At 64.6% G+C, this 17,595-nt stretch carries 16 protein-coding genes; all 16 read left to right on the forward strand.

The annotated features are described in order from the left end of the window. Entirely contained in the window at positions 1-1,623 is a 1,623-nt protein-coding gene (locus WH367_RS03160) for an ABC transporter substrate-binding protein (RefSeq protein WP_339534184.1), read from the forward strand. 24 nt (positions 1,624-1,647) lie between these two features. Continuing rightward, positions 1,648-2,757, forward strand: coding sequence for an ABC transporter substrate-binding protein (locus WH367_RS03165; RefSeq protein ID WP_339534185.1), 1,110 nt, complete (start codon positions 1,648-1,650; stop codon positions 2,755-2,757). Next, a complete protein-coding gene (locus tag WH367_RS03170; RefSeq protein WP_339534186.1) occupies positions 2,754-3,641 on the forward strand; it encodes an NAD(P)H-binding protein in 888 nt (295 codons plus the stop codon). Before WH367_RS03165 ends, WH367_RS03170 begins: the two co-directional genes overlap by 4 nt. A gap of 990 nt (positions 3,642-4,631) precedes the next feature. Continuing rightward, complete coding sequence (locus WH367_RS03175) at positions 4,632-5,513, forward strand: alpha/beta hydrolase (protein WP_339534187.1); 882 nt, start codon at positions 4,632-4,634, stop codon at positions 5,511-5,513. Positions 5,514-5,796: 283 nt separating this feature from the next. Continuing rightward, positions 5,797-6,582, forward strand: coding sequence for a hypothetical protein (locus tag WH367_RS03180; protein ID WP_339534188.1), 786 nt, complete (start codon positions 5,797-5,799; stop codon positions 6,580-6,582). Between the two features lie 107 nt (positions 6,583-6,689). Further along, positions 6,690-7,274, forward strand: a complete 585-nt coding sequence (locus WH367_RS03185; protein WP_339534189.1) for a TetR/AcrR family transcriptional regulator — start codon at positions 6,690-6,692, stop codon at positions 7,272-7,274. 90 nt (positions 7,275-7,364) lie between these two features. Continuing rightward, positions 7,365-7,856: a hypothetical protein gene (locus tag WH367_RS03190; protein ID WP_339534190.1), complete on the forward strand. Its 492-nt coding sequence runs from the start codon at positions 7,365-7,367 to the stop codon at positions 7,854-7,856. Positions 7,857-7,967: 111 nt separating this feature from the next. Beyond that, positions 7,968-8,198 carry a hypothetical protein gene (locus WH367_RS03195; protein ID WP_339534192.1) on the forward strand — a complete coding sequence of 77 codons (231 nt, stop codon included), beginning with the start codon at positions 7,968-7,970 and terminating at the stop codon, positions 8,196-8,198. 396 nt (positions 8,199-8,594) lie between these two features. Beyond that, positions 8,595-8,804 carry a DUF4287 domain-containing protein gene (locus WH367_RS03200; protein ID WP_021028012.1) on the forward strand — a complete coding sequence of 70 codons (210 nt, stop codon included), beginning with the start codon at positions 8,595-8,597 and terminating at the stop codon, positions 8,802-8,804. A 59-nt stretch (positions 8,805-8,863) separates the two neighbouring features. Then, positions 8,864-9,130 carry a hypothetical protein gene (locus tag WH367_RS03205; protein ID WP_339534194.1) on the forward strand — a complete coding sequence of 89 codons (267 nt, stop codon included), beginning with the start codon at positions 8,864-8,866 and terminating at the stop codon, positions 9,128-9,130. Positions 9,131-9,396: 266 nt separating this feature from the next. Beyond that, a complete protein-coding gene (locus WH367_RS03210) occupies positions 9,397-9,807 on the forward strand; it encodes a GNAT family N-acetyltransferase (protein ID WP_339534196.1) in 411 nt (136 codons plus the stop codon). Positions 9,808-10,122: 315 nt separating this feature from the next. After that, positions 10,123-12,996, forward strand: a complete 2,874-nt coding sequence (locus tag WH367_RS03215; RefSeq protein WP_339534197.1) for an Hsp70 family protein — start codon at positions 10,123-10,125, stop codon at positions 12,994-12,996. A 155-nt stretch (positions 12,997-13,151) separates the two neighbouring features. After that, positions 13,152-14,150: a Bug family tripartite tricarboxylate transporter substrate binding protein gene (locus tag WH367_RS03220; protein ID WP_339534198.1), complete on the forward strand. Its 999-nt coding sequence runs from the start codon at positions 13,152-13,154 to the stop codon at positions 14,148-14,150. Beyond that, a complete protein-coding gene (locus WH367_RS03225) occupies positions 14,143-15,237 on the forward strand; it encodes a P1 family peptidase (RefSeq protein WP_339534200.1) in 1,095 nt (364 codons plus the stop codon). Before WH367_RS03220 ends, WH367_RS03225 begins: the two co-directional genes overlap by 8 nt. A 4-nt stretch (positions 15,238-15,241) precedes the next feature. Beyond that, a complete protein-coding gene (locus WH367_RS03230) occupies positions 15,242-16,060 on the forward strand; it encodes a M55 family metallopeptidase (protein WP_339534202.1) in 819 nt (272 codons plus the stop codon). A 78-nt stretch (positions 16,061-16,138) separates the two neighbouring features. Beyond that, on the forward strand, positions 16,139-17,446 hold the full coding sequence (locus WH367_RS03235) for a nitrate- and nitrite sensing domain-containing protein (RefSeq protein WP_339534203.1): 1,308 nt from the start codon (positions 16,139-16,141) through the stop codon (positions 17,444-17,446). Positions 17,447-17,595: the final 149 nt, after the last annotated feature.

The raw sequence follows: 17,595 nt of genomic DNA on the forward strand, positions 1-17,595 counted from the left end.
ATGTCTATTGATTCCGATTTCTCGCTCGCCACGCGCCGCCACTTTATGCTGGCCGCTGCTGCCACCGGCATCGGCACGGCAGTCCCCAGCCTGGCCTGGGCCCAGGACAAGCCGCAAAAAGGCGGCACCCTGAACCTGCTGCTGTTTCCCGAACCACCGACCCTGACGACGATTGCGCACACCGCCGGCTCGTCAGTGACGATCTCGGGCAAGGTCACCGAGGGGCTGCTGACCTATGACTTCAACCTCAACCCGCAGCCGCAGCTGGCCGTTGCCTGGTCGATCAGCCCCGATGGCCTGGTCTACCGCTTCCAGCTGCGCCAGGGCGTCAAATGGCATGACGGCAAGCCTTTCACCTCGGCCGATGTGGTGCACTCGATTGCGCTGCTCAAGGAGTTCCACCCCCGGGGCCGCGCCACCTTTGCCGGCGTGGCCGAGGTGCAGGCGCCCGATGCGCACACCGTGGTGCTCAAGCTCAGCCGCCCCATCCCCTACCTGATCACGGCGCTGGCGGCCTCGGAGTCGCCCATCGTGCCCAAGCACCTGTATTCCAGCGGCCGGGCCGACACCAACCCGGCCAACAATGCGCCGGTGGGCACGGGCCCCTTTGTGTTCAAGGAATGGGTGCGCGGCAGCCATGTGATCTACGAGCGCAACCCCCATTACTGGGATGGCGACAAGCCCTATATCGACCGGCTGGTGGTGCGCTTTATCCCCGATGCCGCTGCGCGCACAGCGGCCATCGAAAGCGGACAGGTGCAGATTGCGCCCAGCTCGCCAGTGCCCTTTGCCGAGGTGGAGCGCCTGCGCGCCAAGCCGGGCCTGCAGTTCGAGACCCGGGGCTATGAGTACATCAACAGCGTTTACCGGCTGGAGTTCAACCTGGAGAGTGAGCTGCTCAAGGACCTGCGCGTGCGCCAGGCCATTGCCCATGCGCTGCAGCGCGAGAACCTGCTCAAGGTGGCCTGGTACGGCCAGGGCAAGCTGACCACCGGGCCGGTGCACCCGGCGCTGAAGAAGTTCTATGTGCCCGATCTGCCGGTGCTGCCCTATGACACCAAGCGTGCCGAGAAGCTGCTGGACGACGCGGGCCTGACGCGCGGCAAGGCCGGCGGCCAGTGGCGTGCACGGTTGAACCTGACCCCCATTCCCAACGAGGGCGGCCAGCGCACGGGCGATTTCCTCAAGCAGGCGCTGGGGCGCATCGGCATCGATGTGCAGATCAACAGCCAGGACTTTGCCACCTATATCAAGCGCATCTACACCGACCGCGCCTTTGACCTGCATGTGAGCGCGATGAGCAACACCTTTGACCCGACCGTGGGCATTCAGCGGCTGTACTGGTCCAAGAGCTTTCAGCGCGGGCTGCCGTTCTCGAACGGTTCGCACTATGCCAGCCCCGAGGTGGACCGCCTGCTGGAGTCTGCCGCCGTCGAGATGAACGAGGCCCAACGCATCCGCGAGGTGGCCGAGTTCCAGAAGCACATCGCCACCGACCTGCCCGACATCACCCTGGTCGCCCCCGACATCTACACCATTGCCGACAAGCGCGTGCGCAACCACACCGTGGGCTCCGATGGCGTGGCCGGCAACCTGGCCGGCGTCTGGCTGGCCGCATCCTGATCCCGTTCCCCCAAGGAGAAACCGATGACAAGCCCTTCCGACACATCGAGCGTGCAGGCCGCGCAGGCCGCAAAACCGAGCTCACTCTGGTACACCCGCTGCCCTGTTCCATCCCCGCTGGGCATTGCCGCGCAGCAAGGCTGGCTGCAGCAGGCCTTTGCGGCGCTGGGTATTGGGGTCGAGTCCATCTTTGACTCCAAGGACCGCAGTGTGCGCGAGAGCCATTTTGACCACCGCCTGCCCTGGTCCTTTCGCCAGGGCGGCAATATTCCGCCGATCTGGGCTCGGGCCAAGGGCCGCGATACGCGCCTGGTCGCCATCACCTGGACAGACGAGTTCCAGGCGCTGGTGACCCTGCCGGGCCGGGGCATCGACAAGCCCGAGGACCTGGCGGGCAAGCGCTTTGGCGTGCCCCAGCGCGTTAATGACTTGATCGACTTTCACCGCGCGACTGCCCTCAAGGGCCTGGTCTCGGGCCTGTCCTTGGTGGGCCTGCAGCACAGCGATGTGCAGCTGGTCGATCTGGTGATCGAGGAGTCGGTGATCCAGCAGCACGGCACGCCCAGCCTGTTTGGCCTGCGCCGCCGCCACCCGTATTTCCGCGAGGCGGAGGCCTTGGTACGCGGCGAGGTCGATGCGATCTTTGTCAAAGGCGCCGAGGGCCTCTTGGTGGCCAACCTGATTGGCGCGCAGCTGGTCAGCGAGTTTGGCCGCCACCCCGACCCGCGCGTGCGCATCAACAATGGCACGCCGCGCACCCTGACGGTGGATGCCGCCCTGGCCGAGCAGCGCCCGGACCTGGTGCTGGCGCTGCTGCGCGTGGTGCAGCGCGCCGGCCGCTGGGCCCAGGCCCATCCCGACGAGACCCTGCGCTTTGTGGCCCGCGAGATCGCCACCAGCGAAGAGGCCATCCTGGCCTCCAATGGCGCAGACCTGCACCATCACCTGGGCATCAGCCTGGAGCCCGAGCTGGTCGATGCGATCGGCTACTTCAAGGACTTTTTGCTGGAGTGGGGCTTTTTGCCGGCCGATTTCTCGGTGGCCGACTGGGTGGATGCCCGGCCGCTGAACCGTTTGCTGGCCGAGGATGCGCCCGTGCAAAGCGCGGCGCAGCCCGAGGCACTGCGGGCATGAGTGCGCACCCGCATCCCCGCGTGCTGGTCTGCGGTGCGAGCGGCCGCCTGGGCCAGCTGCTGGTGCCACGCCTGCTGGCCCGGCAGGCACGGCCAAGGGTGTTCGTGCGCCAGGCCGCAACCGCCCATGCGCTCTGGGGCGATACGGTCGAGATAGCGCAGGGCAGTTTTGAGGATGCGGCCGCCCTGGGCCAGGCCCTCGTTGGCATTGAGCGCCTCTTCCTGCTCTCTCCGATCAGCCCTACGCTGGCCGAGCAGCAACTGCGCGTGGTGGCGGCCGCGCGCGCTGCCGGTGTGCAGCACATCGTCAAACTCTCCGGCTCGGACTGGACCATAGCCCCGCCTGGCCATTCGCTGTCCGGCGATGCCCATGGCCGCATCGAGCAGGGTCTGCAGGCCAGTGGCATCCCCCACACCGTGCTGCGCCCCAATGCCTGGATGCAGGTGGGCCTGTCGCGCATCGCCGCTGACCTGCACAGCGGCGATGTGATCCGCTCTCAGCACATCGGCGCAGGCGTCTCCTACATCGATGCCCGCGACATTGCTGATGTTGCTGTTGAAGCGCTGCTAAACCCTGAAGTTGCCCAGCAACGCCTGGGCGCACCGGGCCCCTGGGTATTGACCGGCAGCCAGGCACTGCGCCCGCAAAAACTGGCCGAGATCGCATCGCGCCTGCTGGGCCGGCCGATCAACGCCGCCGCGCCTGTGGCTGCCGCCGCCGCCGACCCATTTATCGCGCAGGTGCATGGTGAGTTTTTTGCACTGATGCGCGCGGGGCATGCGGCTGCGGTGACTGCGACGGTGGGGCAGGTGCTGGGGCGGGAGGCGCGGACGGTGGAGGGTTTTTTGGGGGAGGAGCTGGGGGCTTTGGCTGTGGCGGTTTGAGGCCACAGTGGGCGGGCAGTGGGCCGGGTCGTCCGAGGTTAGGCCGGCGGATTACGGCCATTGGGTCACTGATCTTTTGTACTCACCAAAGAGTGAGACCAATACTTTTAGGTTTGTCTAAAGGAGGCAACAGCTAGTTTGCCTTATGCATTGAGAGCTCATACAGTATCTGCCGATCTAGACATGCTGGTTGCATGTCTTCTAAATCTAGTTAGGCAGCACCAATGATCTCGGGAACCGTACAGCTTGGCGAATTGCCTCGTTTAATCAAAGCAGCATTCGTGCTTTTCGCATTCCATATTGCGGTGTATTCGGCGTACGTCGCATGGTCAGCTATTGGAGGCGCCACGGTTCATCCCTTGTGGGTTCTGCACATCCTCGCAGCCTTGTATTTTTTAAGCGAAATTAGACGACCCAACAGACGCCCGACAATATTGATTGGCTACTGTTTTGTGATGTCATTTCTCATTTTCCGTACCGACTACAGGGACGCCATCGCTATGGAAAGGCTTGCGGAAGCCATACCGCAGTCGCTCCTCTGCGTGCTTCCGCTCCTCTTCGCCGGAGTGTGTGTAATTTTGGGAAGGCGCTTTTACGCTGAGGGAGCGAGTGCTGCCTGACCTGTTGGCTCCGCAGCGACGGCTTTGAGCGTTAGCGTTCCCAAAGTCATCGCTGTGGCCAAACCAATTGCACTCGCGTTTTCACGCCATTAATTCGCCTGGCGTTTGGCGTCGCGCGGCGCTTCGCACGAATGGTTGTGATGGGTGTAGATGGGCCCGCGTCAACCCCTTCCAAAGCAGTCATTCGGCCTACATAGGTTTCCGATGACGGCTGAGAGGCGTAGAACCTAGCTTCAACGCAGACTGGTGGAAATGACTGCTTGAAGTAACTGCCGTTGACAGCGAGTTCCGCACATTCAACGGAATGAATCCAAAAGACGGTGAGCGGCGTATAGCGCACATGCCCATTTTTTCCAAACTATCCACCCCCATGAGCCGCCGCCTAAGCCTTCTCGGCATCGGTTCCGCCATCGCAGCGCTGCTGTCTGGCTGTTCTGGTGCCCAGGTGTTGGACCGCCTGGTAGCACATGACACCTACCACGGCCCCACCGGCGTGCCCTACGGGCCCGATCGGCGTCATCTGCTGGATGTGTACCAGCCAGCTACAGGCACGGCGCCCGGCCATGCACCGGTGGTGCTGTTTTTTTACGGCGGCAACTGGACCAGTGGCGAGCGGGCGGAGTACCGCTTCGTTGGCGAAGCGCTGGCAGCCAACGGCATCATCGCGGTGGTGGCCGACTACCGGCTGAGCCCCCAGGTGCAGTTCGAGGGCTTTCTGGCAGATTGCGCCTTGGCGCTGCAGTGGACCTTGGCGCATGCCGCCAGCCTGGGGGGCGACCCCGAGCGGGTGATGGTGATGGGCCATTCGGCCGGGGCTTATAACGCAGCGATGCTGGCGCTGGACCCGCGTTGGCTGGCGCCTTTGGGCCTGACACCCGATCGGCTTGCGGGCTGGATTGGGCTGGCTGGGCCCTATGACTTTTTGCCGATTGTGGACCCCCAGGTGCAGGTTGCTTTTGGCTGGCCGCACACCCCGGCCGATTCCCAGCCCATCTTCTATGCCGACGCCAAGGCACCCCGCACCCTGCTGCTGGCGGCACGCAACGACAAGGTGGTGGACACGCAGCGCAACACCGTCGGCCTGGCAAACCGGTTGCGGGCTGCGGGTACCGACGTGGACATGCGGATCTTTGACCACCTCAGCCACGTGACGACCGTCGCCGCCCTGGCCCGGCCGCTGGACTGGCTAGCCCCGGTACTGCCGACGGTGCTGGACTTTGTGCGCGGGGATCCGAGACCTGTGAGAAGGTGATCAGAGCCGTGACCGGATGCGTCGCGGTGACAAGCTTGCTTTGCTGATGGTCCCTGGGATGCTCCTTCGTGGCGAGAGTCGCATGGTGGCTGGCTGCTGGCGCTAATATGGCGCTTTCGGCCAGAACCGGCCTCCAGCCACCATCGCGCAACGGTGCCAGCCAGCGCTGCTGTCTACCGCTTCCATGCATCACCTCTACACACACCCGTACCAGGGCAGGTTTGGCAATGGCCTGGCCAAGTTGCTCAATTCGCGTCGCTTTGCCACGTATCGGCGAGCGCTGATGTCTCGTCTGCCCTTCATGACCTTGGACAGCGATGTGGTCGATGTGGTCTACATGACATGGCTGGTGGACGAAGCCCTGGCTGGCCCGTTTGCCCCACCGGGCGTGCGCCTCTGGTCTTACCAAGGCCGCACGCCTCTTACGGTGCTGACCTATCGGCATGGCCATTTTGGTCCTCGGTGGATGGGGCCCTTGAGGCGCTTGATGCCTTCGCCATTGCAGAGCAACTGGCGCCTGTACCTGGCAGAGCCGCTGTCTGATGCGCCGCCCGTTCCCACCGTTGCCTTTGTCTACAACGTGATGGACAGCCTCGCCCATGTGGCCGGGACGCGCTTGTTCAGTGATGCCTTGCCATCCCATTGGCCAGCAAGCTTTGATTTCCGCGTGAACCCTGATGAGGCCATTGTCGACATCGCGCCCGGCGATGGCAGCGCGCCAAGATTGGCGGCGAGGGCGGCGAGGGCGGTGAGGGCAGGGGAGGCCGTTTTGTCGCCGCCCTGGTCCGGGATGTTCCATGGCTGGTCAGATGCGGTCGTGCGCCTGGCCTCCCAGGACGCTGCGGTGGTGGAGGTGCCAACAGCGGAGGGCGCCCCTGGCAGATCGGCATTGGCGACGATTGACTTGCCGGTGGATGTTGCGTCGGTGCAGCCCTTGGTGCTGGACACGCAAACCCTGGACTGCCCTTTGTTGCAGAGGCTGGATGCGGACCCGGAGGCGCTCTGCTTTCTGCTGCCCAGCGTGCGCTTCTCTGCCTTGTCCGAGCGGCTTTTACGCGCTTCTACCTGAGGCAGACGCGCTGCGACAGTGTGGTTCGCCCATCAAAACTGAGCGCTTGACGTCAACCGATCAACTAGTAGAATGGCTCATCTTTGAAAGCGCTAGCTGCCCACCCGATGACTGTTGAACTCTCCCCCCGCGCCACTGAATTGGCAGAACATGCCCGGCAATTGCTGGCCGCTGGCGGCTACAACGGCTTCAGCTATGCGGATCTCTCTGAAAAGGTCGGGATAGGAAAGGCCAGCATCCACCACCATTTCCCCAGCAAGGCGGACTTGGTATTGACGGTGGTCCAACGGCATCGTCAGCAATCTGTGGAGGGCTTGGCAGCGATGCAGCAGCATTTGGGCGATGACCCGCAAGCCCAATTGAACGCCTATGTGGATTACTGGGCGCGCTGCATACGCGACGGTTCATCGACGATGTGCATCTGCGCGATGCTGGCCGCAGAAGCGCCGATGATCCCGCCAGACATAGCGGCGGAAGTGCGCGGCTATTTCCAGGATCTGACGCAGTGGCTGGCTGCGGTGATCTCGCAAGGCCAGGCCAAAGCGCAGTTCAAGCCAGAAGCGAATGCGCCGGTAGAAGCGCTTGCCTTGATGTCCACCGTGCATGGCGCGATGCTGACGGCCCGCGCCTTGGGTGATCCCGATGCTTTCCAGACGATCGTGCGCGCGGCGATACATCGGCTGGCAGCTTGAAGAATGGCCCGGTCACCCAGGGTGTCGGGCCCTCTATTTTTTGTCCATCAAACCAATCAACTAGTCGGTTGTTTTTAGAAAGACCACCCCATGCCACATCCCATCTCGACGCTTGGCGCCTTCCATACCGCCATCAGTGTGCTGCCGCTCGCTGCGGGCTTGTACAGCTTTGTCCGCTACCGCGCCATTGAGCCGGCCAAGCGCTCGGGCCAGCTGTACCTGGTCGGTATGCTGTTGTCGGTGCTGACGGCGTTCGGCCTGTCCAGTACCGGAGGATTCAATGCCGGCCATGCCTTGGGCATTCTGGCGCTGTTGGTGATGGGCGGGTCACTGCTCATCCGGCAGCTGCCGCTTCTCCCACGCCTGGCTCCCTACCTGTCGCAGTTCGGCTTTTCGTTCAGCTTCTTTCTGCTGTTGGTGCCGGCCATCGGTGAGACCTTGACGCGGCTACCGGTCAGCCATCCCCTGGCCTCAGGCCCTGAATCGCCTTTGGTGCGCGGCACGGTGCTCGCTTGGCTGGCGATTTTTGTGGTCGGGGCCGCATTGCAAATGTGGTGGATGCGGTCGCAACGCAAGCGCTGAATAGGCAGCGCATTTTTTGTCTTGCTTGTCTTGCTTGACTTGCGATATGCAGGCCCTCGTTGGCATCGATCGGCTGTTTCGGCTCTCTCCCACCAGCCTGGCGCGCTGCGTGTGGCTGAGATCGCATCGCGTCTGCTGGGCCGGCCGATCACCGCTGGCGCGTCTGTGCCTGCAGCGGCGCCCGACCCCTCTATCGCCCACGTGCATGGCGGGTTTGCGCTGATGCGCGCGGGGCATGCGGCTGCGGTGACGGCCACGGCGCGCCAGGTGCTGGAGCGCGATCCCCGGACGATGGAGCGCTTTTTGGCGGAGGCGCTGAGCGCATTGGCGGTGGCCGCTTGAGGGGGATGATGCGGGATGGGCGGGCGGCTGCGTTCCGTCTGGCTTGCCAATGGCTGGCTATAGATTGATAACGGTTCTTGCTGTCGGTGCCGGGTCGAACTCCTGCTGCATGGTTCCTGGTGCACATCACAAGGATAAAGCACCCGATGGTGCGCGGGCCCTCGCGGAAACGTTTTCAGCGCAGTCCCCAGGGACTGTGCACATGGTGAAAATTTAAGCGGAGAGGGTGGGCCGAACAGACGCTCAGCGCTTCTACGGCCAGCCAGGAGCGGCTCTTTGTCACTGCGGCAGAAACTGGCCAAACTTCGTTATCTAGGCAGGGACATGCAACTCGGTCAGAATGCCGAACTAGGCATTGCACGGGGACACTATCCTCACCCTTCAAAGGAGCGCTCCATGGCCGAGACATCCAAGGTAAAAGGACCTGCCTCTTACTTTCCCTCCATCGAAAAGACCTACGCCAAGCCAATAACGCATTGGATGGAGATTCTTCAGAATGCGGGGCCGTTGAAGCACATGGAGCTGGTCAATTTCCTCAAGACCCAGCACCAGATCGGTCATGGGCACGCGAATGCCCTGGTTGCAGCGTTCCTCATGAAGAAGTAGCACGCCAAGAAACGTGTACCAGGCTGCATCTGGGCCACAAACGGACACTTCCACCACACATGCATCGCGCCACTACTTATGCCGCACTCGCTGCCGAGTTGGAATCATGGGGTGCGCTTTCGCGCGTGGATCTGCTCGCGGCGATCAATCAACCAGTGACTGAACGTGCGGTTCACGCCAGTGGGCAAGATTTGTTGTTGGAGATAAGCGTTTCTTGGGCTACTGAGAAGCGGAAAGCATTCAAGGTGCTTGCTAGAGCCTATGGACCCAGCCATATGCGGATGGAGCAGCTCCAAGAGGCGTTAATTGTGCCGATAGCGGCATGAGGCCAAGCGTTGCGGGCACGGCTGTATCCGGCCAGTTGCTGCCGTTCAATCATTTGTTTACTTCCACAGTAACGACCTCCAACTAGGAAGACGTCATGGTTATGTCGCAGTAAGCCAGGACTGGTCGGATGATGTGATGAAATTCTGCGCACAGCCCACGCCAGAAACCCTCAATCCAGTGATCAAACGCAAGCGTTTTCCGCTGGAGACCATGCTCATCTGCGTGCGTTGGTATTTGGCCTAACCACTCAGCTTGCATTCAAGATATGAATGATTCTTTTGATTTTCGTGTCTCAACAAATAAAGACGTCACTGCTGAAGAGTATGCGCAACTCGCTCGCTCTGTTGGTTGGGGAAGCGAAGAGGACAGCAAATTGTTCGTTGTCTCCAATGCTGCATACCCCTTGGTTGTTCATGCTCGTGGAGCTTCAGGACTGCTCATCGGATATTTGTCTGCTTTCAGCGACGGAGCTTTTAGCACCATGCTCGGTGAATTGATCGTACACAACCAGTTTCAGGGTCATGGAGTTGGGCGGGCGATGCTTGAGGTAGTCGAAAAGCAATGGCCGGGCGTGCCAATTTATATCAAAGCCCTGGGTGAGGCGAAGCACTTTTTTAAAGCTTGTGGCTACAAAGTTCCGCTGGCTGAAATGACTATTCTTTTCAAGCGTCCTTAAATCAATGCCATTTCCACAATCCAATTTCGGGCTAAGTCGAATTCCAGCTACGGAATAGGCTGAGCGGCAGCATCGGGTCGTTCAGAGACCGTCAGAAGCAACCCATAGGGCTACGGGGATTGAGCCCCCACGCCATCAGCCTTCACAGCACCGATCTCCGCCTCTCCCTGTGCTGCTACCGTGGCGGCACATCCCGATCCGCGCCCATCCCCTGAGCCGGGGTTCTGCAGAGGCCCCCCAGGTCTTTGCAGGAATTGTTACGATTCGCCTACCCGGCAGGCCTTTGCCGGGTGTTGCCGTCTCGCTTGGCCGTTTATGAATTCTTCGTCTCCCTCCTATGTCATTGGTATCGATCTGGGCACCAGCCACACGGTGGTGGCCTATGCACCACTGACGGGGGAGGGGGACGAGATTGCGCTGCTGGCCATTCCCCAGCGCAGCAGTGCGGGAGAGATACAGGCCCAAACGCTATTGCCCTCGGTGCGTTACCAGGCGGCAGCGGGCGAGCTGGGTGATGCTTGGCAGCAGCCCTGGCCGCCGCAAGGCGCGAGCGATGCAGCGCCGGCGGTGGTGGGCCGCTGGGCCCGGGATTTGGGCACGGCGGTGCCCAGCCGCCTGGTGGCCAGTGCCAAAAGCTGGCTGTCGCACCCAGGGGTGGACCGCAGCGCGGCCATCCTGCCCTGGGGCGCGGGTGACGAGGTCGCCAAGATATCGCCGCTGGCGGCATCGGCCTCGTACCTGGCCCATGTCAAGGCGGCCTGGGAAGAGGCGCATCCAGAGGCGCCGCTGGGCGCGCAGATGGTGGTGCTGACGGTGCCGGCCTCGTTTGACGAGGGCGCGCGCGCATTGACCTTGGAGGCCGCCCAGCTGGCGGGCCTGCCCCAGGTGCATTTGCTCGAAGAGCCCAAGGCCGCTTTCCACGACTGGCTGGTGCTGCAGGGCGAGCAGCTGGCAGCGCGGCTGGCAGACAGCCGGCTGGTGCTGGTGGTCGATGTGGGTGGTGGCACGACCGATCTGACCTTGATCCAGGTCGAGCCCGCTGCTGATGGCGGCCTGCCCAGCCTGACGCGTACGGCCGTAGGCGAGCATCTGATGCTGGGCGGCGACAACATGGACCTGGCCCTGGCGCATCAGCTCGAACCCCAGTTTGCGCCCGAGGGCCAACGGCTGCCCGCTGCCCGTTTTGCGCAGCTGGTGCAGCGCTGCCGCATCGCCAAAGAGCAGTTGCTGGCAGCCGGTGCACCCGAGCAGGTCGCAGTGACCCTGCTGGGTAGCGGCAGCCGCCTGCTGGCCCAAAGCAAGACCGCCCACCTGAGCCGCACCCAGGTGCAGCAATGGGTGGTCGAAGGATTTTTACCGCTGGCCGAGCGCAGCGCGGTGCCCGGCAAACGCCAGGGTGCCTTGCGCGGCTTTGGCCTGCCCTACCCGGCCGATGCGGCCATTTCGCGGCACCTCGCGCAGTTCTTGGCGCAGCATGCGGGCAGCGGCGCGGCGCAGGCGCTGCCCGATACCGTGCTGCTCAATGGCGGCGTGTTCCATGCGCATGCGGTGGTGGAGCGGCTGACGCAGCAGCTGTCGGCCTGGCGCGGCCAGCCGCTGCGCGTGCTGGACAACCCGCACCCCGACTGGGCCGTGGCCCGGGGCGCGGCCGCCTACGGCCTGACCCGTTTTGCGCCTGAGCCTGAGCCCGCCGCAGCGCTACCCGCAGCGGCTGATGCAGCAGCGCCACCTGCGGCCAGCCTGCGCAGCCGTTTGCCGCAGATTGGCGGCGGCTCGGCCCGCAGCTACTGGCTGCTGCTGCCCGGCGCCCAAGGCGCAGCGCCCCAGGGCCTGTGCCTGCTGCCACGCGGCACGCAGGAAGGGGTGCGAATCGTTCTATCGGGCCGGCGCTTTGCGCTCAAGCTTGGGCAGGCGGTGCGCTTTGACCTGCTGGCCAATAGCCTGCCCAGCCTGCCGGCCCAGGCCGGGCAACTGGCACCGCTGCAGGGGGAGGGTTGGGTAGAGCTACCGCCGCTCGCCACCGTGCTGCCCGCGCCCGAAGGCCAGCACAAGGCCCAGATCGAGGTGCAGCTGCAAGCCAGCATGACCGAAGTCGGCACCTTGGAGGTGCGCTGCCTGGCCGTCGATGATCCCCGCCAATCCTGGCTGCTGCCGCTCAGCCTGCGCGGCGCCGTGCAGGCAACGGATGACAGCGCAGCCACGGAGGACAGTGCCGACGATGCGCGGGCCAGTGCGCGCCGGGAGCAGGCGATTGCGCAGATCGACCGTATTTTTGGCAACCAGGCGCAGGCGGTGGATGCCAAGGAAGTGCGCCAGCTGCGCCAGGTGCTCGAGCGGCTCTTGGGCCCGCGCACGAGCTGGGATCTGGCACTGCTGCGGGCCATGTTTGATGCGCTGCTGGCGCGTGCCAAGCGCCGCCGCCGCACACCCGAGCATGAGCGCGCCTGGCTGAACCTGGCCGGCTGGTGCCTGCGCCCGGGCCTGGGCGCGCAGCTAGACGCCTGGCGGGTGGAGCAGGTCTGGGCGCTGTACCCGCAAGGCCTGGGCCATGGCAAGGAGCCTGGCAACTGGACCGAATGGTGGGTGTTCTGGCGCCGCGTGGCTGCCGGCTTGAACGAAGCGCAGCAGATGGAGCTGCTCGAAGATGTGGCCGGCCACATGCAAAAGGCCGTGCAGCAAACCGCCCGCAAGCGCGGCGATGGCAGTGGCGGCAAGAGTAGCCATGGCAGCTATGACGACATGCTGCGCCTGTTTGCCGCGATGGAGGCTGTCCCCTGGCAGTACCGCCAGGAGATGGGCCAGTGGATGCTGCAGCGCTTGAAGCGCGAGGGCGAAACCGTGCAGACCTGGTGGGCCATCGGCCGCCTGGCCGCCCGCCAGCCAATGGCGGCCAATGCCCATCTTGTTATGCCACCCAACGCTGCCCAGGAGTTTGTGCAGGCCACGCTGGCGCAGGACTGGCGCCGTAACGAGACCGCCATGTTTGCCGCGCTGCAGATGGCGCGCATGACCGGCGACCGCGCCCGCGACCTGCCCGATGCGCTGCGCAGCGAGGTACTGGACAAGATGCGCAGCAGCGGCGCGCCCGCGCGCTGGATCGCGATGGTCAGCCAGGTGGTGGAGATGGATGCCGAAGACCAGCAGCGCAGCCTGGGCGACAGCCTGCCGCCGGGGCTGGTGCTGCTGTAAACAGCTGCGACGCCCCGTATTTGGGCGCTGGCCTCTGCTGCAATCGCGATGCGTGGGCGCGCCTGGCGCGGCATTCTGCCCTCCAGCCAGTGCAACAATGGCGGCTGTGCCGCGCGGGACTGCCGGCGCTGGGCCTTTTTCCAGGAGATATTGCAATGATGTTTGACACGACCCGCTCTTCAGCTTTCTTGCCGCGCCGTACGGCGCTGGCCGTAGTGCTGGCGGGCGGCGTGCTACCCCAGGCCTGGGCACAAGCCAGCACCGCCAACTGGCCCAGCAAGCCCATCACCTTTGTGGTGCCCCAGGCACCCGGTGGTGCCAATGATGTGATCGCCCGTGCGGTGGCGCAGGGCCTGGGCCAGTCGCTGGGGCAGCCGGTGATTGTGGAGAACCGGGCAGGGGCCAATGGCAATGTGGGCACCAGCCAGGTGGCGCGCAGCGCGGCCGATGGCTACACCTTTTTGGTCACGGCGCAGAGCGCCTATACGATCAATCCGGCGCTTTACAGCTCGGTGCCGTTTGACCCGATCAAGGATTTCACGCCGGTGATGCAGCTGGCAGTCGCCCCGTATTTGCTGGTGGTTAACCCGAACTTTCCGGCCAAGAACCTCGATGAGCTGGTGGCCTATGCCAAGCAGCACCCCGGCAAGGTGGAGTACGCATCGGCCGGAAATGGCACCTTGAACCATTTGCTGGGCGAGATGCTGAAAAAGCAAAAGGGTGTGGACCTGCTGCATGTGCCCTACAAGGGCGCCTCGGCCGCTGCCACCGATGTGGTGGCCGGCCAGCTGCCGATGACCTTTGGCAGCTTTCCCGGCGTGATGCCCTTTGTCCCTAGCGGCAAGCTGCGGGTGCTGGGCGTGGCCTCGGACAAGCCGACCCAGTTGGCGCCAGAGATCGTGCCGCTGGGCAAGGGCCTGGCTGTTACCAGCTGGTATGGCCTGTTTGCGCCGGCCGGCACGCCCGAGACCGTCGTCGTGCGGCTGCATGCCGCCATCACCAAGGTGCTGGCCACACCGGTGATGGCCGAGCGCCTGAAGACCTTGGGCGCCGAATCGGTGGTGTCGACGCCGCAAAGCTTCAAGGCCAGCCTGCCGGCCGAGCTGGCCTACTGGAAGCAGGTGGTGCAGGACTCGGGAGCGCACATTGACTGAGCCCCAAGACACGGCGCTGCTGGCCGCCTGCAGGCAATTGCCGGTCGTCGGCCTGCTGCCTGCGGGCCCGCGCAATGCCATCACCGATGTGGCGGGGCTGCGCCTGGGGCATTGCACGCTGGCTGATGGCGATCTGCAGACGGGGGTCACGGTGCTGATCCCGCCGCTGGACAACCCCTTTATGCACAAGCTGCCTGCGGGCCTGGCCGTTATCAATGGCTTTGGCAAAAGCGCCGGCCTGGTGCAACTGGCCGAGCTGGGCCAGATTGAAACGCCGATTGCGCTGACCAACACCTTTGGTGTCTCGGCCGTCGTGCAGGCGCAGATTGCGCGATGCATTGCCGACAACCCCGAATGCGGCCGCAGCCTGCCCACCGTGAACGCGCTGGTGCTGGAATGCAATGATGGTTACCTGAGCGATATCCAGCGCATGGCCATTGGCCCGGCGCACTACCAGGCGGCGCTGGACAGCGCCTCGACCGACGTGGTGCAGGGCGCCGTGGGCGCGGGCCGGGGCATGTCGAGCTTCCAGCTCAAGGGCGGCATCGGCAGCGCATCGCGCCTGGTAGCACTGGGCGACGAGCGCTATACCGTCGGCGCGCTGGTGCTGGCCAATATGGGCAAGCTGGCCGATCTGCGCTGGGGCGGCCAGGCGCCGGGCGCGGCGCTGGAGCGGCGCCTGCAGGCCAAGCTGGCGGCGGGCGTACCAGCTGCCAGCGCAGCGGGCGATGGGGTGGACAAGGGCAGCATCATCATGCTGCTGGCCACTGATGCGCCGCTGGACAGCCGCCAGCTCAGCCGCGTGGCGCGGCGTGCCGCTGCTGGCCTGGCCAATACGGGATCGTGCTACGGCCATGGCAGCGGCGATATTGCGCTGGCGTTCTCGACCGCCTACAGCCTGCCGGCCGATGCGGCCGTGCCGATGCCGGCGCTGGCGATGCTGCATGAGGCGCAGCTGGACCCGCTGTTCCGCGCGGCGGCGGATGCGGTGGAGCAATCGATTTTGAATGCGCTGTGGCATGCCCAGAGCGTGCAAGGGCGCGACGGCCACCAGCGCTGGGGGCTGCAAGAACTGTGCAAGGACTGAGGCGATGAAAGTACTGATTTCTGTCGATATCGAAGGCGTGGCCGGTGTTTACCACCCCGAGCAGGTGCGTGCGGGCAACCCCGAGTATGAGCGCGCGCGCCGCCTGATGGCCCAGGAGGCCAATGCCGCCGTCGAAGGCGCTTTTGCCGCTGGTGCGCTCGAGGTCTATGTCAATGACTCGCATGGCGGCTTTCGCAATATGCCGCCCGATCTGCTCGATGCGCGCGCCCAGGTCATCCAGGGCAAGCCGCGCTACCTGAGCATGGTAGCCGGCGTGGAGCTGGGGGTGGATGCGGTCTGCATGGTCGGCTACCACTCACGCGCGCAGGGCCGGGGCATTCTGGCCCACACCATCAACAGCTTTGCCTTTGCCAGCATCCATATCAATGGGCAGGAGGCCAGCGAGGCCAGCCTCTACGGCGCCTTGGCAGGCGCCTATGGCGCGCCGGTGGTGATGCTGGCCGGCGACGATGTGCTGCGCGAGGAGAACCAGGCGATCTTCCCGCAGGCGGTGTTTGTGCAGACCAAGCGTGCCACCGGCCAGGGCAGCGGCATCAGCCTCTCGCCCGAGCAGGCGCAAAAAGCCATCCGCGTCGGGGTCGAGCAGGGTCTGGCCGGGCGCGGGCGCTGCCAGCCGCTGCACACCGCCAGCCCGGTGCAGGTGCAGATTGCCGCCACCTCGCCCGGCATGGCCGATCTGTTCTGCCAGTGGCCGACGCTGGAGCGGGTCGATGGCCGCACCGTGCGTTTCAGCGCGCCGGACATTGAATCGGCGGTGCGCATGACCAATTGCCTCTCGGCCATGTCCAGCATGCTGCGCTGAGCGGCGCTGGGGCAGGGCCCCGGCTGGCATGGCATGAAACCTGCTGGGTAGAGCGCTCAACATCGGTGGTGCGCGTTTATGAAGTCTTCCCTGCATTTTCTGGTCGCTGCCCGCCAGCATGAGATGGCCGCGCTGGAGCAGCTGGGCAAGGCCTGCTCGCTGGTGGTGGCGATGTCGGGCCTGGTGCATGCGCTGCAAAAGGAGCGCGGGCTGTCGAACATGGTGCTGGCCAGTGGCGGCGCGCAGGGCACCGAGCTATTGGCGCCCCAGCGGCTGCTGGCCGATGCACAGATCGCCAATGTGCGCGATGAGCTCGATCGCCTGGGCCCGCACCCTTCGGGTGGCAGCGGCGCGCGGCTGTGCAATGCGATTGCCTATACCTTGCAAGGCGTGGCGGCCCTGCCTGCGCTGCGCGCCCAGGTGCAGGCCGGGCGGCTCACGCCCCCCGCTTGTACCGACGCCTTTGCGCGCCTGATTGCCGGCTGTCTGTCCGTCGTGTTTGAGGCAGCCGACAGCGCCAATGAGCCCGAGATATCGCGCATGCTGGTGGCCCTGTTCCACCTGATGCAGGGCAAGGAGCTGGCCGGGCAGGAGCGCGCCTGCGGCACCAGCGCCTTTGCCTCAGGCCAGCTGCAGCCCAGTGCCCGGGCGCAGTGGCTGCATTTGATCGAATCGCAGGAGCGCTGTTTTGAGGTGTTTGCCAGCCTGGCCACGACGCGCGTGCTGGTGCTGTGGCAGGCCCATATGGCGGGCGATACCGATATGGCGGCGGTGGAGCGCATGCGCCGCGTGGCCCATACCGCGAGCGGGGCCAGCCTGAGCCGCAGTTGGAGCGCCGATTGGTTTGCGGCCTGCAGCCACCGGCTCGATGCCTTGCATGGGGTGGAGACCTTGGTCGCGCAGGAGCTGCAGGTGCTGTGCCTGCACAAGCTGCAGGCGCAGGAGCAAGCGCTGGCAGCCTTGCAGGCGCTGCCACCGGGTGCTGAACCTGCCCAAGAGGGCGCAGAGGGCAGCGAAGGCGGTATGGCCTTTTTTGAGGCCTCGGCGCCGCCCGATACCTGGTCGCTCGATGCCGTGGGCGCGCCGGCGCTGGGGCGCGATATCCTGTCGCTGGTGCAGCAGCAATCGCAGCGACTGCAGACCATGCAAACCCAGATTGATGAAGCCAGGACGGCCCTGCATGAGCGCAAGACCCTGGAGCGCGCCAAGGGCCTGCTGATGGCCCAGCACCAGCTCTGCGAGAGCGATGCCTACCAGCTGCTGCGCCAGACGGCGATGAACCAGAACAAGCGCATGCTGGAGGTGGCCGAGGCCGTGCTGGCAATGGCGGCCTTGGTGCCCCAAGCGCCTGCAGCCCCTGCAGCCCCTGCTGCAACTGAGCGCTAGCAGCTTTCCCCCCGCGCACCAAAGCATGGCAGCCGCTGGCCCGCAGGCTGCTGCAATGCACCATTGCAGGGACGCGGGCCGCTGTGCAGTGCCCGCCCAGGTCGGCTCTCTAGAGGGACGCGCTGCAATTTTTGAATTGGCATGGAATA

The organism is Comamonas sp. MYb21 (genome assembly GCF_037479395.1).
Lineage (GTDB): Bacteria > Pseudomonadota > Gammaproteobacteria > Burkholderiales > Burkholderiaceae_C > Comamonas.

Excerpts from the sequence above, each read along its gene's own strand:
- WH367_RS03160 (WP_339534184.1), top strand. The coding sequence starts at position 1 with ATGTCTATTGATTCCGATTTCTCGCTCGCCACGCGCCGCCACTTTATG.
- WH367_RS03185 (WP_339534189.1), top strand. The coding sequence starts at position 6,690 with ATGACTGTTGAACTCTCCCCCCGCGCCACTGAATTGGCAGAACATGCC.
- WH367_RS03170 (WP_339534186.1), top strand. The coding sequence starts at position 2,754 with ATGAGTGCGCACCCGCATCCCCGCGTGCTGGTCTGCGGTGCGAGCGGC.
- WH367_RS03200 (WP_021028012.1), top strand. The coding sequence starts at position 8,595 with ATGGCCGAGACATCCAAGGTAAAAGGACCTGCCTCTTACTTTCCCTCC.
- WH367_RS03180 (WP_339534188.1), top strand. The coding sequence starts at position 5,797 with ATGTCTCGTCTGCCCTTCATGACCTTGGACAGCGATGTGGTCGATGTG.
- WH367_RS03210 (WP_339534196.1), top strand. The coding sequence starts at position 9,397 with ATGAATGATTCTTTTGATTTTCGTGTCTCAACAAATAAAGACGTCACT.
- WH367_RS03230 (WP_339534202.1), top strand. The coding sequence starts at position 15,242 with ATGAAAGTACTGATTTCTGTCGATATCGAAGGCGTGGCCGGTGTTTAC.
- WH367_RS03175 (WP_339534187.1), top strand. The coding sequence starts at position 4,632 with ATGAGCCGCCGCCTAAGCCTTCTCGGCATCGGTTCCGCCATCGCAGCG.
- WH367_RS03235 (WP_339534203.1), top strand. The coding sequence starts at position 16,139 with ATGAAGTCTTCCCTGCATTTTCTGGTCGCTGCCCGCCAGCATGAGATG.
- WH367_RS03220 (WP_339534198.1), top strand. The coding sequence starts at position 13,152 with ATGATGTTTGACACGACCCGCTCTTCAGCTTTCTTGCCGCGCCGTACG.
- WH367_RS03205 (WP_339534194.1), top strand. The coding sequence starts at position 8,864 with ATGCATCGCGCCACTACTTATGCCGCACTCGCTGCCGAGTTGGAATCA.
- WH367_RS03165 (WP_339534185.1), top strand. The coding sequence starts at position 1,648 with ATGACAAGCCCTTCCGACACATCGAGCGTGCAGGCCGCGCAGGCCGCA.
- WH367_RS03215 (WP_339534197.1), top strand. The coding sequence starts at position 10,123 with ATGAATTCTTCGTCTCCCTCCTATGTCATTGGTATCGATCTGGGCACC.
- WH367_RS03190 (WP_339534190.1), top strand. The coding sequence starts at position 7,365 with ATGCCACATCCCATCTCGACGCTTGGCGCCTTCCATACCGCCATCAGT.